The organism is Pontiella sulfatireligans, assembly GCF_900890705.1.
In the GTDB taxonomy this organism is placed as follows: domain Bacteria; phylum Verrucomicrobiota; class Kiritimatiellia; order Kiritimatiellales; family Pontiellaceae; genus Pontiella; species Pontiella sulfatireligans.
This window is the reverse complement of sequence record NZ_CAAHFH010000001.1, coordinates 2553448-2568289: the sequence shown is the minus strand read 5'-3', so window position 1 is coordinate 2568289 and position 14842 is coordinate 2553448. Positions and strand designations below refer to the sequence as shown.

Annotated in this window: 12 protein-coding genes; 10 read left to right on the top strand and 2 right to left on the bottom strand. The window is 51.6% G+C overall.

The window, feature by feature from the left end:
• Position 1: 1 nt before the first annotated feature.
• From SCARR_RS08695 to SCARR_RS08665, 7 genes are all read left to right on the top strand, one after another.
• Positions 2–1525: a sulfatase family protein gene (locus tag SCARR_RS08695; protein ID WP_136061124.1), complete on the top strand. Its 1524-nt coding sequence runs from the start codon at positions 2–4 to the stop codon at positions 1523–1525.
• An 855-nt stretch (positions 1526–2380) separates the two neighbouring features.
• On the top strand, positions 2381–3001 hold the full coding sequence (locus SCARR_RS08690) for a type IV toxin-antitoxin system AbiEi family antitoxin domain-containing protein (protein ID WP_136061122.1): 621 nt from the start codon (positions 2381–2383) through the stop codon (positions 2999–3001).
• Complete coding sequence (locus SCARR_RS08685) at positions 2998–3888, top strand: nucleotidyl transferase AbiEii/AbiGii toxin family protein (protein WP_136061121.1); 891 nt, start codon at positions 2998–3000, stop codon at positions 3886–3888. Before SCARR_RS08690 ends, SCARR_RS08685 begins: the two co-directional genes overlap by 4 nt.
• 449 nt (positions 3889–4337) lie before the next feature.
• Positions 4338–5261 (top strand): alpha/beta hydrolase, encoded by a 924-nt coding sequence (locus tag SCARR_RS08680; RefSeq protein ID WP_168433147.1) that lies wholly within the window; start codon positions 4338–4340, stop codon positions 5259–5261.
• A gap of 85 nt (positions 5262–5346) precedes the next feature.
• Positions 5347–7734 carry a PDZ domain-containing protein gene (locus tag SCARR_RS08675; protein ID WP_136061117.1) on the top strand — a complete coding sequence of 796 codons (2388 nt, stop codon included), beginning with the start codon at positions 5347–5349 and terminating at the stop codon, positions 7732–7734.
• Between the two features lie 35 nt (positions 7735–7769).
• The gene (locus SCARR_RS08670) at positions 7770–8690 is read left to right on the top strand and encodes a family 43 glycosylhydrolase (protein WP_136061115.1); all 921 of its coding nucleotides are present in this window, start codon (positions 7770–7772) and stop codon (positions 8688–8690) included.
• Between the two features lie 63 nt (positions 8691–8753).
• The gene (locus tag SCARR_RS08665) at positions 8754–10907 is read left to right on the top strand and encodes a right-handed parallel beta-helix repeat-containing protein (RefSeq protein ID WP_136061114.1); all 2154 of its coding nucleotides are present in this window, start codon (positions 8754–8756) and stop codon (positions 10905–10907) included.
• 573 nt (positions 10908–11480) lie between these two features.
• Here SCARR_RS08665 and SCARR_RS08660 read toward each other — a convergent pair.
• Both SCARR_RS08660 and SCARR_RS28820 read right to left on the bottom strand, forming a co-directional pair.
• Positions 11481–12800, bottom strand: coding sequence for an ATP-dependent 6-phosphofructokinase (locus SCARR_RS08660; RefSeq protein ID WP_136061112.1), 1320 nt, complete (start codon positions 12798–12800; stop codon positions 11481–11483).
• A complete protein-coding gene (locus SCARR_RS28820; protein WP_246044463.1) occupies positions 12793–13164 on the bottom strand; it encodes a hypothetical protein in 372 nt (123 codons plus the stop codon). The genes SCARR_RS08660 and SCARR_RS28820 overlap by 8 nt, the downstream gene beginning before the upstream one ends.
• 18 nt (positions 13165–13182) lie before the next feature.
• On the opposite strand from SCARR_RS28820, the gene SCARR_RS29055 reads away from it, so the two are divergent.
• The 3 genes from SCARR_RS29055 (at position 13183) to SCARR_RS08645 (ending at position 14839) form a co-directional block, all read left to right on the top strand.
• Positions 13183–13485, top strand: coding sequence for a S1C family serine protease (locus SCARR_RS29055; RefSeq protein WP_407984807.1), 303 nt, complete (start codon positions 13183–13185; stop codon positions 13483–13485).
• A 77-nt stretch (positions 13486–13562) separates the two neighbouring features.
• Complete coding sequence (locus SCARR_RS08650) at positions 13563–14249, top strand: PEP-CTERM sorting domain-containing protein (protein ID WP_168433145.1); 687 nt, start codon at positions 13563–13565, stop codon at positions 14247–14249.
• An 86-nt stretch (positions 14250–14335) separates the two neighbouring features.
• Positions 14336–14839 carry a Crp/Fnr family transcriptional regulator gene (locus SCARR_RS08645; protein ID WP_136061108.1) on the top strand — a complete coding sequence of 168 codons (504 nt, stop codon included), beginning with the start codon at positions 14336–14338 and terminating at the stop codon, positions 14837–14839.
• The last annotated feature ends 3 nt before the right edge of the window (positions 14840–14842 follow it).

Here is a 14842-nt window from a genome sequence, read left to right as displayed (position 1 = left end):
AATGAAACAACGAATCATAACAACTCTGGCGGTATGTACTGCCTTGGCAAGCTTCGCAGAGAAAAAACCGAATATCATTTACCTGATGTCCGACGACCAGAGCAGCTACACGATGGGTTGCTATGGCAATCACGATGTGCAGACGCCCAATCTGGACCGTCTCGCGGCTGATGGCATGGCGTTCGATAATCACTACGACACTACGGCCATCTGTATGGCTTCGCGCGCCACGGTGATGACCGGCATGTATGAATATAAAACCGGCTGCAATTTTAAGCATGGCGAGATGCTTTCCAATACCTGGAAGAAATCCTATCCCATGCTGCTGCGCGAGGCGGGCTACATGACCGCCTTCGCCGGCAAGTTTGGCTTTGAGCTGCGGGATACGCCCGATGGCAAAAAACTCGAGCTTCCTGCTGACGATTTTGACCGATGGGGCGGTGGACCGGGCCAGACGTTGTATGAAACAAAGAAGAACAAGTCGATGGCCGCCTATGCAGAGGAATATCCGCATTCAACGCTCTCGTACGGCGCGTTCGGGCGCGACTTTATTCGTGATGCCGCCAAAGCCGAAAAGCCGTTCTGCCTGTCGATCAGTTTCAAGGCAGCGCATCGGCCGACGACTCCCGATCCGAAGTTTGACGACGTCTATGCCGGAAAGACCTTTAAGAAGCCCGATAATTACGGGCGTGAAAGTGGCGAACATTTCTCAAAACAGAGTAAGCAGGGGCGCCAGTATGTCCGGTTTGAAGAGTGGGGCTATAACGACAACTATGACAAGGTTATGGCCACCTACCATCAGCAGGTTTATGGAATCGATGTGGCTGTCGGCATGATTCGTGATGCGTTGAAAGAGCAGGGGGTCGCGGATAATACGGTGATCATCTACACCTCCGACAACGGGTTTTTCTGCGGATCGCACGGCTTAGGATCTAAGGTGCTGCCCTATGAAGAGGCTACGCGCGTCCCAATGATCATCTACGATCCACGCCTTCCAAACTCCGGGGAAAAACTGCGGTCCGATGCGCTTACCGGCAACATTGATTTTGCCCCGACCATTCTCAAGCTTGCCGGACTTCCTGTTCCTGGAAACATGGATGGTGCCGACCTGATGAAACTCTACGGCAACCCGCAGGAGTCGATTCATGATTCGCTCACGCTGATCAATGTGTACAACCAATCCGGTCCTCCCGTTACACATTCAATGGCTGTGGTGACAAAGGATATGAAATATATTTACTGGGGCTATGCGGCCGATGGCTTTGAGGTTAGCGAAGAACTCTACCACCTTGGCAAGGATCCGCATGAACTGACCAATCAGGCCGGTAATCCAGAATATAGTGTAGCGATGCAACAGATGCGTAAATCGTACGACAAACATCTCAACCATTGGAAAGCGGAGGCGGTGCCATACAACAACTATCAGCCATACGGCACCATCTTTGATCGGAATGTTGATTGGTCTGAAAAAGAGCCCCTGTTGGCCAAGCCCCAAAAAGCAGGGTCGAAGAAAAAAGGGAAATGATCCGCGGAGTCCTAACCACATAATTGGAAGTATATAGCGACCAATTTTTCACGGACGACACGGAATTGATTCTCGGCATTTTTCTTCCGTGTATTCCGTGTATTCAGTGGTTCATACAATACAATCAAGGGCACTTTCCGCTTAGGTGGCATGGGCATCCTGCCCATGATTCACGCACAGTGTATCCGCCAGCGGGGGGGACTATGGGATGGGGGCGGGGGGAAGGGATCGGCCGGATTATTTGACAGGACCATTAACTGGCAGGACGATTTCCCCCTGTTCTCGATCCGTAGAACGGTGCTCTGCGCCGTTTTAACACCGTGGAAAAGGAAACGGCCCAGAGGACCGTTCTACCCCCGATTCCATTTGTGGCAGTGGGGGCAATAGCCGCTGGCTAGCGTTCCAACCATTGGAAAAAGGCAGAGATGGCCGTTTAACGTAGCACTGCCAACTCGGCAGGTTGGTGCTACGAACTGGATACATATATAATTCTGTCAAATACGAGCCCGCCCTGAAGTGATATCAATCTTCTATTGCTCCGGCACATAAATACTGAGAACCTCAGTGATCCGAAAGAATGGCCGCGAAGAGGCGCATGGTTGCGTGCAGGCAAAGCAATCTGCACGAAAACTTACTGCTTTGGTCTTTGCGCTTCTTCGGTGCGCAATTGCTCTCAATTGTGTGGCTAAACTCTCAACATATATATTTCTGTCATCCATTTTTCTGTCAAATGTTCGGATCGGTCAGGCGGGAGGGGCATCCCAATAAATTGGGATGGGTAGGTATTTACCTTGATTTCTCGCTTTGATGGATAATAACTTCCCTACTTATAAATATCTAGGGAGAATACTATCCATGCCTAATGAAATAAATCAGATGGGAGCACGGGAAAAAGCGAAACAGATTATTCGCCAAGGTGGTGGAATAATTAAAACGTCTGCCGCACTACAGGCCGGAATACATCCCCGAACACTTTATCAACTTCGTGATGCCGGAGACCTTGAGTTGATCTCCAGAGGTATTTATCGTCTAACCGAGATAGAACCGATTTCAAATCCGGATCTGGTTGCCGTTGCCACGAGAGTTCCTAATTCTGTTGTCTGCCTCATTTCGGCACTGTCTTTTCATGAAATAACAACGCAAATTCCGCACGAAGTTTCTGTCTCAATCCCCAAAGATAGCAAACCCTCTCTTATCGACTATCCCCCGGTGCAGTTTCATAAATTTTCACTGGAATCATTTCAAGCGGGAATTGAGAAACATCAAATGGATGGGGTCACAGTTAAGGTATACAGCCCGGAAAAAACATTGGCCGACTGTTTCAAGTTCCGAAACAAAGTCGGCATGGATATCGTGCTGGAGGCGCTCAAACTCTACAAATCCAGAATGAGATTCAATCACCGGAAAATTCTCGAATACGCCCGAATCTGTCGGGTAGATAAAGTTATTTCCCCCTACCTTGAAGCCAATCTATGAAAACGCCTAAAAATATCACAGAGGCTGTTAGACAACGCATTCTCAACCAATCCCGAGCAGATAAAAGACCCTTTATGGAGCTTCTTCAATACTATGCTATGGAGCGGTTTCTTTATCGGCTGACTCAGTCCTCACACGCTCATTCCTATGTTTTAAAAGGAGCACTTATGCTTCGGGCGTGGAAGTCGCCGGCATTCAGGCCGACTATGGATATTGATATGCTGGGAATAACAGGAAACGATGAGGCGAACATTGTTGCACAAATCCGGGACATTCTTGCGATTGACACCATTCCGGATGGACTAACATTTGATGCAGAGCGTATTCATACCGAACGAATCACTGAAGATGCTGAATATGAAGGAATCAATGTGAGGTTTCTTGGGTTTTTGGGAACAGCCAGAATCAGCATGCAAATTGACATTGGTTTTGGAGATGTTGTTTACCCTGAACCACAGAAGGAAGAGCTACCTTGCGTACTGGATTTTCCCGCGACCTCTCTTCTTTGCTACAGCCGCGAAAGTGCTGTCGCCGAAAAATTTGATGCCATGATAAAGCATGGTTCATTGAACAGTCGCATGAAGGATTTTTATGATATCTGGCTTCTGTCTCGTCAGTTTCGCTTTGATCTGTCAGCTCTATCAGAAGCCATACGGCTCACGTTCAAGCAGCGCGGGACGGAACTGGAACAACCCCTCATAGCTTTTTCAGCTGAATTTATATCTTCCCGTCAAACCATCTGGGCTTCCTTCCATAAACGGTTAAGGCAGGATCATGTTCCTGCATCCTTTGCTGATATTGTAAGTGAGGTTGAAATGTTCTTAGCGCCAGTTATCAATGACTATTCTGATGAGATGATTTGGCTTCCGGCGGGACCATGGTCTTAATTCTTTGGCTCAAACCTGAGAACATTAGTCCCCATCCCTAAAACTCTCCGGGCTAAACTGCAGAATGATTCCTCGCAAAGGTGCAGAGGTCGCGGAGCGGTCAGGGTTGAATTTCTCTGCGTCCTCTGCGGCTCTGCGAGGGGAACATATATATTTCTGAGGAACTTGCAAAATCTCTGATTTTACCGTTCCCGTTAATGGGCCTCGGTTATTTGTTGTCAGGCTTAGAATCTTCATCTATTTGGGGTTGGGGTCGTTGTCCCAATAACCAATAACTATTAACGAATAACCGCCTCGCAAACCCGAAAGGTTTTGCAAGCGACTCTGCTGTCATCCATTTACTGTCAAATGTTCGGATCGGTCAGGCGGGAGGGGCATCCCAATAAATTGGGATAGGTAGTTTTTCCCAAGGCTGTTAGAATGCGTTTTTTATGGTCGGGAGAAAATGGATGAAGAGTTTGGTTTTAGCACTTTTTTGTGCGGTGGTGGCATCTGATGCAAAAGTTGCCTGGACAGGGGAGACCTTTTTGGGAGTCACCTATAAGCAGGTCGGCAAACGACAGGTCAAAATGGACATCTATATGCCTCCGGTTGGTAAACCGGAAAAGGCGCCCGTGCTGTACTATGTGCACGGCGGGGGCTGGGCGGCAGGCAGCAAAGACAAGGGCGGACTTCCGCTGATGCAGCCGGTGTTCGAGCAGGTTGCTGAAAAAGGATTTATTTGCGTATCTATCGACTATCGGCTTTATAAGAAAACCAACGGAGTTTTGATGCGTGACTGCGTTACGGATGCCATGGACGGTTTGCGCTTCCTTAAAAAAAATGCGAGGCAGTACGGGATTGATCCGGAGCGCATTGTGGTCTGGGGTGATTCTGCCGGGGGGCAGCTCGCGCAGATGCTCACCGTCGCTGATCCGAAAACCTTCACGGGAGATGAATCCCTTGCCGGCTTCGACGTTCAGCCGATTGCAGGCATTTCCTGGTACGGTCCGACGGACTTTACCGACGTCGAGCTCTTCAAGACCGATCTTTCTGATAAGGATCCGGATCGTTTTGGTTTCAGGATCACGGGAAAGGAAGGCGGTTTTGCTAAATTCCCCGAGGCATACAAAGCAATGAGCTCGGTTTTCTGGATCAAGAAGGACAGCCCACCGCTGCTTCTGATGCAGGGTGATACAGATGCAACGATTCCCTCTGCGCATGCTCCGCACTTGAAGGATAAGGCCGACCGCATCGGGGCCGATGTTGAAATGGTAATCGTTAAGAAGGCCGGGCACAACTGGCGTAAAGCCGGCGGAGATCCGGAACCCGGTCTGGAAGAGATCCAGAGAATCACTGCAGCGTTTGCGGTGAGACAAATCGAAGCACAGTAATGGAAAGCCGGCCTGATCTTCGATGATGAGGTTTCGGAACACGGCGACTCATTAACCGGAGCTGAAACAAATCAGGAACAGCTATATGAAAAAATACGCTTCACAAATTGCTTTTTTACTAACCGGCACCATTCTATCGCCGGCGCATGCGCTGGACGTCTATGTAAGCCCGAACGGTTCTGATGCCGGGAATGGCACGTTGGAACAGCCCTTGGCATCGCTGGCCGCTGCGCAGAAAAAAGTGCGCACGGTGGCGGGAAAAGAAACCGTCACGGTTCATGTTGCGGATGGCATCTACTATCTTCCGGAAACCCTCGTGTTTACGCCGAAGGATTCCGGCTCGAAAAAGCACCCGGTGATTTATCTGTCTGAGAACGAGGGCGGAGCGGTGCTGAGCGGCGGTTCGAAACTGAAGCTCCAATGGAAGCCGTACAAGGCTGGAATTTTCCAGGCGAAGACTCCGGCAGGACTGAAAATCGACCAGCTGTTTATTAACGGCAAAAACCAGCGCATGGCCCGTTATCCTAATTACGATGCCAACAAGAAAACTGAGGCCTATCAGGGCTATGCCGCGGATGCGTTTTCAAAAGAACGTGCGGAGAAGTGGGCTGATCCAACAGGCAGCTACATCCATGCAATGCATGTAAAGGAGTGGGGCGGCTATCATTATCAGATCACCGGCAAGGATGCCAAAGGCGAGGTGACCTATGAGGGCGGTTGGCAGAACAATCGTAAGATGGGGATGCATAAGGACTACCGGATGGTGGAAAACATTTTTGAGGAACTCGATGCGCCCGGAGAATGGTTCCATAACGCAAAAACATCCACCCTGTATTACATGCCCGAATCGGGCACCGACCTTAAAATGGCGACGGTCGAAGTGGTTCGTCTCCGTCATCTGGTGGAATTCCAGGGTTCGGAAAAAACGCCCGTTAAGTTTATTGCCCTGAAGGGTTTTGTGGTTCGACATGCCGCGCGCACGTTCATGGACTGTAAGGAGCCGATGCTGCGTTCCGACTGGGCCATCTATCGCGGCGGCGCGTTCATGCTGACGGGAACCGAAGACGTTCGCATCCTCGATTGTGAATTCGATCAGGTGGGCGGCAACGGGATCTTCGTCAATAATTACAACCGGCGCACCCTGGTGAAGGGATGCCATATTCATGATGCCGGTGCGAGCGGTGTCTGTTTTGTCGGCGATCCCGATGCGGTGCGCGATCCTTTGTTTGAATACCGGGAGAAAAACGATCTGACGAAAATCGACCGCACGCCGGGCCCGAAGACGCAGAATTTTCCAAGCCTTGGAATTGTGGAAGATTGCCTGATTCACGGCATCGGCCGCGTGGAGCGTCAGCCTGCCGGGGTGATGATGGATATGGCCTCTGAAATCACCGTGCGCGACTGTTCGGTTTATGACTGCGCCCGCTCCGGAATCAATATCGGCGACGGCGCATGGGGCGGTCACTTGATCGAGCGGTGCGATGTCTTCGATACGGTACTCGAAACACACGACCATGGTTCGTTCAACTCCTGGGGGCGGGATCGTTTCTGGCATTCGGATCGGAAAGCTTCGCAGGCGGTGATTGATAAGGAACCCGATCTGCCCTTCCTGGATGCGGTTAAAACCACGACGATCCGCGACAGTCGCTGGCGATGTGATCACGGCTGGGATATTGATCTGGACGACGGTTCGAGCAACTATGATATCTACAACAACCTCATGCTCAGTGGCGGACTGAAGCTGCGCGAAGGTTTCCGTCGCCACGCGTGGAACAATATTACAGTCAACAACTCGTTCCATCCGCACGTCTGGTACAACAACAGCGGGGACGAAGTGTATGCCAATATTTTTATGGGCACGTATCGCGGAGTCCGAGTACCGGTTGCGAAGGCCCGGGGTAAACGGGTGGACGGCAACCTGATTTTTGGCGGTGCGCTGACTCAGAAGTTCGGCTGGGATGAAAACTCCATCGTGGGTGATCCGCTTTTTGTCGATCCGGCCAGCGGCGACTTTCGCGTCAAGGACGGCTCGCCTGCGCTGAAGCTGGGATTCTGCAACTTTCCGATGGATCAGTTTGGCGTGAAGAAGCCTTCCCTGAAAGCGATTGCCCGGACTCCGGTAATTCCCCCTTTGCAAGTCACTCAGAGCGAGGTGAGGGGTAAGCGCAAGAAAGGAGGGGCCGCTCCCAAAAGCATGACTTGGTTAGGGGTAACCTTAACGGAACTTTCCGGCGAGGCGTTCTCCGCATACGGTGTGAGCAAGATTGATGGGGGCGTTGCTCTTTCGGGAGTTACAAAGGGTTCTCCTGCTGCGAAAGCAGGCTTGCTCGACGGTGACCTGATTCAAGCGGTGAATGGTCGGAATACACCCAATGCGACGCAATTCAACAAAGTGATCCGTAGAGTAAAAGGAACGGTTACGTTGAAGGTGGTACGCAATCAGCAAGAGATCGATCTGAAGGTTTCTCTGTAGGAACCGGACTGTTTGGATAAAACCAAAGGACATCTATGAAATTCACAAAACAGCTGTTAATCGCATTGCTCATTTCGGCCGGCGCATCGTTGCACGCGGCGGAGCGGGCTTCCAACCCGTTCGTTAAGCACATGTTTACCGCCGACCCTTCGGCCCATGTTTGGGAGGACGGTCGCCTGTATGTCTATCCATCAACAGACATCAAAGGGAAAGGATATAGAGCCATGGATGGGTATCATGTCTTTTCCACCGATGATATGGTCACTTGGACGGACCACGGAGAGATTCTTCATTCACGGGATGTGGAATGGAGCGGGGGACCTGGTGTGATGTGGGCCCCGGACTGTGTCTATAAGGACGGCACCTACTATTTCTATTTTCCGCATAAGAATGCTGAAAAAGTCTGGGAGATCGGCGTTGCCACCAGTACGAAACCGGCTTCTGATTTTAAAGTGCAGGGCTATGTGAAGGGCGGCAATACGTTCTGCGATCCTTGTGTGTTCATCGATGATGACGGGCAGGCGTATCTTTATGCGGTGGTGAAAGTGAAAACGTACGCCGCCAGGCTCAAAGACAACATGATGGAGATTGACGGGGAAATGGTTCTGCAGACCGAGCTCTTCGACCATCGTGAAGGGCCTTTCGTGTTTAAACGGAACGGGATTTATTACCTGATCTATCCGGATAATACAAAGGGCGGCCATCAGATGCGTTATGCCATGAGCAACAATCCGTTGGGCCCTTGGGAGAGCAAAGGCGTCTTTCTGGAGAAAACGAGTGCCTTAACCACGCATGGCTCTATCGTTGAATATAAAGGACAGTGGTATCTGTTCTATCACAACGGCGCGCTCTCCGGTGGTAAAAACACAAACCGCTCCATTTGCTTCGACAAGGTTACGTTTAATGCAGACGGCACCATCAATATGGTTGAGCAGACCCCCATTGTTGTTCCGTGATATCCTCAATAGCATGTTCAATCGGGACCGGTTTCGGCATAAAAAAAAGTAGAAGAGGGAACAATGGTTAAGTTATCGATCCACCTGTTGGTCTTGTTGACGGCGGGCATTTGCAATGTAGTGGCGATGCCGGCTGATTTCTATTTGTCGCCGAACGGCTCCGACCGATGGTCCGGTACGCTGGCTGAACCCAATGCAGACGGAACCGATGGGCCGTTCGCCACGTTGGAACGGGCGCGTGATGCTGTACGGACGTTGAAGAAAAGCAAGTCGACGGATATTGAAGTGTTGCTTCGTGGGGGACCCTATCCACTGGCTAAGACCGTGGTCTTTGGTCTCGAAGATTCCGGGCAGGGCGATTCAGTCATTACTTATGCCGCCTATCCCGGCGAGACGCCTGTCTTCAGTTCGGGGCGGGAAATCAAAGGGTGGAAGAAAGTATCGGGCAAACTGCCGGGATTGCCGAAGGCCGCACAGGGAAAGATATGGGAGGCGAAGGTCTCGGAGCGGTTTTTCACGCTCTATGATGCGGAGGGCATGCTGCCGCGCGCAAAGTCAGCCGGTTTTATTACGCTGAAGGGCGGGGGCCGGGACCGGCTTCATTTTCCAGAAGGTACGTTGAAGGATTGGTCGAATGTGGAAGATGTGGAGATTGTCGTTCGTCCACATCATGCTTGGATTGTGAATATTCTGCCGTTGGTGTCGGTGGATGAAAAAGAACAGATGGCGCAGACATCAATTGACTCCACCTATGCGATGAATCCGCTTCATTTTCTGAAAGAAACAGAAAATTGCTGGGTGGAAAATATTATCGACGAACTCGATGAGCCGGGTGAGTGGGCGCTGAATACAAAGGAAGGCAAGGTGTACCTTTGGCCGCGCGGCAAGACGCCGATTCTATATCCTCGGTTGATCGAATATATCCGTGTTGAAGGCAAAATCGATGTCGCCGGGCCGAAAGATATTCCGGTGCGGAACCTCTGCTTCCGGGGCCTGACTTTCACGCAGGGTGACCGCTACACGGTTGAAGAAGACGACGCGGGAATACAACACGATTGGGATTTTATGGATAAAGCCAATGCGCTGGTGCGCCTGCGCGGAACGGAAAACTGTACGATTGAAGAATGTCATTTCACTCAAAGCGGCAGCGGAGCAATCCGTGTCGATCTGCACGGGCAGAATACCACCATATCCGGGAACCATATTGAGTATATGGGCGGAGCCGGCATCGTGCTCGCCGGTTATGGGCCGGGAACGAAAGACGTAAACAAAAACAATCTGGTTTACAACAACCACGTTCATCATACCGGACGGATCTATTCACACTCGGCTGGTGTTTTGGTTTGGCAGAGCGGAGAAAACCGCGTGGCGAATAATCTGGTTCACCACACGCCCTATACCGGAATTATTCTTTCCGGCTGCATGACCGAATTTTTTAAGAAGAGAGGCCGGGAGCTGGGGCGGACGCTCCGGCTCGATGAAATAGGGGAACTACCGAAAGAACTGAATATCGAAGATGTACGTCCATTCCTTCACTCTCACGACAACCTCATCGAATACAATGAAATCCATCATGCCATGGAAATGCTGGGCGACGGAAACGCCTTCTACATTCGCGGTGCAGGTGCCGGAAATATTTTCCGACGCAACTATGTTCATCATTTGGTCGCGCCGATGATCATGCAGTGTGCGATCCGTACGGATGGCGGACAAATGGATACGCTCTTTGCTGAAAACCTGATCTACAAGTGTACGTCGCAAGGGATCATGGCCAAGTTGAATACGCGCGTTGAAAACAACATTGTCGCGGACGTGATTGCCCCTCCTCGTGGATACTACCTGTGCGTCCGCGAAGGCCCTCTGACAGGCGCTAGCATTAAACGGAATATCTTTTATTCTTCCGGTAAGGAATGTGTATTTATCGATGAGTTGCCACCCGGTAACGGAAGAACATCCGAGGATCGCAGGGGAAGACAACTGGCGCGTTCAAAGGATGCTGATGCCGACTTCAACATTTACTACTGCGCTGCGGATGAGCAGTTGGGCAAAGAGATGCTGAAAAAGCAACAAAGCGATGGTGTGGATAAGAACAGCCAAGCGGTCGATCCGCTCTTTGTCGATCCAGTCAATGGCGACTTCCGATTCAAGCCAAACTCACCCGCACTGAAAATGGGCATTGTCCCGATCGATCTCTCCAAGATCGGCTTGCAAGATTAAGCCGGACATACAAGATTCACCGTGTAGAAAACTAAGAGAGATGCAACCCAGCTTGTTCAGCCTCGAGCAACGATAATGGTGGTGGAAGCAAACTTCGAACCACCATTTTTTGGAGCACCGTTCCGAGCAAGATGCTTACACAATGTTGGGGGACGGGAGTTACGTGGTCTCATGGGAGATATGTATCGGGAAAGTGCGTGGGGTGGGGCCTAATGGGTAAGAGATCAAGCTTTTTTCGCCTCCGTTTGGCCGTACTGTTTTGCGAGTATTTCATACTCAGCACTCAAAATTCCGCCCGTTGTTTCTCCGTTATTATTTCCGCCCCTTTTTGAACGGAGAACTTGGACGGAAGCATATGGCAAATTCTTGGTTCCGCTCGCCATGGTTTATAAACAAACCTGCAACCCTTGATTGCTCGCAGGCACAGAGCCTTTTCATTACTAATTCCATGACAGTGGCGTAATGTGGCCTGAACAAATACGTGGACCAACTCGATGCATAACGTGAAACAGTGCAGTTTGGCACATGCTTCATCATACGACTTCCGTCTAGGAAGTTTGCCATTGACCGCTTTTACTTCGGTTTTCCATTGGACAGGCAAGGCTGTCCGGTCGATTCCAAAACGGTGCGCCAGAGGCTGCCTGTCGGATCGATTTTACGGCGCCCCTGGGTAACCATGCCCAAAGGCACGTGCACATAGTGGCCTGTCCAGCGGCTCACCATCATGCCGGTCTTGCCGGCCATGGCGGCGTGAACGGCCGAATGAGCCAGCCGGGTGCAGTAGATCCGGTCGGTGCTGCAGGCCGGAGCCGACCGGACCGAGTAGCTCGGATCCAGATATTTAAGATTCACCGGCAGTTGTTTCGCGTTAAAATATTGCCGGATCTTGTCGCAGAGCAAGTCTCCGATATCCCGATGCAGCCGGTTGCCGCTGGCGTCGCGCTTTTGAGCTTCGGCGTTTTCAAAATGCTCCTGCCCGGCACCCTCCGCCACCACGATGACCGCATGGTCTTTTTCTTGAATGCGCTCCTCCAGGAAATCCAACAGCCCTCCTTTGTCATCCAATGAAAACGGGACCTCGGGAACCAGCACCAAATTCGCCTCGAGCGAGGCCAGCGCCGCGTACGCTGCAATGTATCCGCTGTCGCGGCCCATCACTTTCACCACGCCGACGCAGCGTTCCGCCGACCGGGCTTCCACATGGGCATCGTTCACAACCCGCGAGGCAATTTCCATGGCGGTATCGAAACCAAAGGATTGATCGACCCAGAGAATATCGTTGTCGATTGTTTTAGGGATTCCGATCACTGCAATCGGTGCGCCGAGGCGTTCAAATTCTTCGCTCAGCTCCAATGCCCCGCGCTGGGTGCCGTCGCCGCCAATCACAAAAAGCTGGTCGACGCCCCAGTCCAGCAACGTTCGGGCCATGGCGGGAACATCCTGCTTGCCGCGGCTGACGCCGAGAATGGTGCCTCCGTCGCGATGGATGTCGTCGACGGTTTCAGGAGTGAGCTCGACGGGAGGATGCCCGCCGGTGGCCAATCCCGCATAGCCATAGCGTATGCCGAGAATTTTGCGCACGCCATAATGGTGGCTCAGGCTCATAACCAGTCCGCGAATGACATCGTTCAACCCGGGGCACAGCCCGCCGCAGGTCAGGATCGCCGCTGTCATTTGGGAAGGGTCGCCCGTGATGAATTCGCGCGGCCCGGCCCGCTCGAACGTTGCATCTTGGCCATCGTCTTCCCCCAGTCTTAGGCATGGAAAGACGCGCACCCGGTCGGCATCCTGCCGATACCGGATCGCAGCGGAGGGATCTCTTCCTGCAAACTTCAACGGAGTCGGGAACGTGCATTCCGAAATCTGCGTTATGGATACATCGTAATCATTCATGGTTTGGCCTTTCAATTTTCAGGTTTTCAATCCCCTTGTAGTATCGGGTGTTGTTGTAGGCCAGATCAATGTGCGGTTCTTTCGCGAAGGCGTCGAGGATGTCTTTCCACATTTTCTGTTCGGTGCCGCAGCGCTGGCGCGGATCGACGAGGTAGCGGATGGACAGCATCTCGCCGCTGTTTTTCACCGTGGTATAGACTGTGGGCGTAAGCTTGCCGGCCACGATGAGGTATTTTTTTGCCGCCTTCCGGATTTGCGCCTGTGCGCATACCGTCGGAATCCGTTCGACGAGTTTTTTGGCGGCGGGCGCTATCGCAGCTACGGTGTTCCGGAAGAGGCCGAGCCCCGAAAATACAGCCAGCAAGGCCAAGGCTCGGGATTCATTATTCCCAAGGACGGCTATATCTTGACCAATAACCATGTGGTGAAGGAGGCCGACCGAATTACTGTAACACTCGGCGATGGTCGCAAGTTCGACGCCAAGATGATTGGCACAGACCCGAAGTCGGAGGTTGCTCTGCTCAAAGCTGAACGAGGGCTCCGGCGAATCAACCTCTGCAAGGACATGAAAAAGCTTGCGGAAAATGTGAAAAGTTTTTCTCCCCCTCCTCTGGAGGAGGGGGAGAAGGCTTTGCCTTTCTGTTCAACCCTTGACCAAGAACCAGCAACCGAGTACAAACCTTAACCGGTCAACCGGAGGTCGCACCTCCAGTTTTAACAACGAAACACACCCCCCTCATAATGAGAGAAAGGAATAAACGCATGAAAACGCTTCAAATCAAAAAAACAAACCTTTTGGCAGTACTGGCAATGGGAATGGCCATTGGAGCCTCTGTGGTCTCTGCCGATGTGTTTTATAATGATTTCAACGGAACGCCGCTGACATACACCTTTGGCACAACGGCTCTTTCTGCTGTCGCTGAGTTATCCGACCTGGATCTCCCCGGAACCGCAGCTGTGACACTGGCACAGATTAATTCTTACAATCCTTCAAATGAGAATCTTTTTCAGATTTATGGGAAAGGAAGTACATCCGTGGTTTTTAAGCAAAATTTAGAGGGCCGCCTCTATTATGCCGTTGCATCTGAGGAAGGCCAGTCGTGGAGCGACATGAGCAGCGACTCCTCTGACGGATGGGGAAACATTAGCGCATTGGCTACAGGCAGTAGTGGTGCCGCGTCATTGCTTCGTGTGGACCCAACCTACATCCCTTTCCGATTCGCGGATACAACCGACAGTAACATTCAGAAATATGGCTATATAAAAATGTCGACCGAGTTGTCCGGTTCTGGTGCCAGTTCTGTGATGATCTGGACAGTTGACGGATATGGCTACCAAACAGACGGTACTGAGATCGCAATGGGTGCGATTCCTGAGCCAGCTACTATGGGCCTGTTTGGGTTGTTTGGTGGCGGCATGCTTTTCATCCATCGTCGTTTCAATAACTAGAACAGGAAACAAGGTAAAGCCTATGGAATTCCCCGGCTCAATATTCAGCATTGGAATTTCCTGCGGGGGTTTACTATACTCCGCGCATGGCTATTGAAAAATACAGGTTGCCGCTGCTGGATGTGGAGAACGTGCTTCCGATCCTTAACCAGATTTCCATTCTCGGCGGATTGGACGATGCGCAGCTCTATACCGTTTTCCGGTTGCTCGAAACCGAACATTACCATAAGGGCGAATTCATTTTCAGGCAGGGCGACAGTCCCAGCCATATCCGGATCATCCGCACCGGGCGCGTACGGATGGTTGAAAACGTGGATGGAACGCCGATGGAGCTGTGCGAATTCAAGACCGGCGAATGCTTTGGAGAGACCTCCGTGATGGCGATTCACCAGCATACCGCCAGCGCGTTGGCGCTGGAAGACACCGAGCTGCTGGTCATTCCGCGCGAAAAACTGTTTGCGCTCTACAACTCAGACCCCAAACTGTTTGGAATGCTCATGATGAATATTGCCCGCGAGGCGTGCCGTCGCTTGAACAAGACCGAGGACGTTATGTTGCATTATGCGTTGGAGGCAAAGCCGGGGCGCTAGCTG